The sequence below is a fragment of the Desulfuromonas sp. CSMB_57 genome (assembly GCF_020194955.2).
Lineage (GTDB): Bacteria > Desulfobacterota > Desulfuromonadia > Desulfuromonadales > Syntrophotaleaceae > JAFCIY02.
On record NZ_JAFCIY020000066.1, the window covers coordinates 1 to 1,006 of the forward strand.

Below are 1,006 nucleotides of genomic sequence, written 5' to 3' on the forward strand. Positions count from 1 at the left end.
TTTTTGCTTACTTGTATAATTGAACCATAAGCACCTTACCACCTCAGGAGTTGGCAGTCCGTTTTGCTACAGGTTACGAGACCGACAAAAAGCATGGTCGCCAACTCCTTTTGGTCTTTAGCTCGTAGGGTTGCCAGAGCTTCCAAGCTCGTATCCGCGCAAGTAAGAGCCTGTACTGATTAAGAGGTGCATCATGGAAGAAAAAACAGGATGTCACATCGGTATCGATATTTCCAAGGAGCGCTTGGATATCGCGGTTCATGAAACTGGAGAGGTTTTTGGATATCCGAATTCTCTCGACAGTTTTTCCTCGATTATCAACTTATTTGAAGGCTTGGCTCCCAAACTTATCGTGATGGAAGCAAGTGGCGGTTATGAACAGGACCTCCTATTTGCATTGCTTACCCACGATTTGCCGGCCGCTTTGGTCAATGCCCGCCAAGTACACAATTTCGCAAAAGCCATGGGACAATTGGCCAAAACAGACCGTATCGATTCGGTCTTGTTGGCTCATTTTGCCAAAGCCGTTCAGCCTAAAATCCAGGAGGCTCCTGCAATTGAACAAATTGTGATGGGAGAACTTGTCAAGCGTCGTTTTGCCATGAAAGAGATGCTCAGCGCTGAAAAAAACCGGCTACATGTAACTCGTACCAACCCGGCCCGAGGCCACATTCAAATTCACATCCAGTGGCTGCAAACCCAACTTGATGACATGGACCAAGAATTGAAAGAGATGATCCAGAACTCTGAGACTTGGCGTGAACTGGATACTCTTCTGGAAAGTGTCCCTGGTATTGGTTCAGTAGGTGCCGCGACTCTGATGGCCTTGCTACCCGAACTCGGACGACTCAATCGCCGTCAAATAGCAGCATTGGCAGGTGTCGCCCCCTTTAATTGCGACAGCGGAAAAAGAAAAGGGCAGCGCCACATCTGGGGCGGCCGCCCTATCGTGCGCACAGCCTTATACATGTGCGTTGTTTCCGGTCTGCGCTGTAATCCCATGCTG

The 1,006-nt window shown here is 48.9% G+C and carries 1 protein-coding gene; it reads left to right on the forward strand.

Annotation, left to right across the window (positions count from 1 at the left end):
- Positions 1-193 precede the first annotated feature (193 nt).
- Positions 194-1,006 (forward strand): IS110 family RNA-guided transposase (locus tag JQN68_RS13915; protein WP_249621260.1); only part of this gene is annotated, 813 nt, incomplete at its 3' end.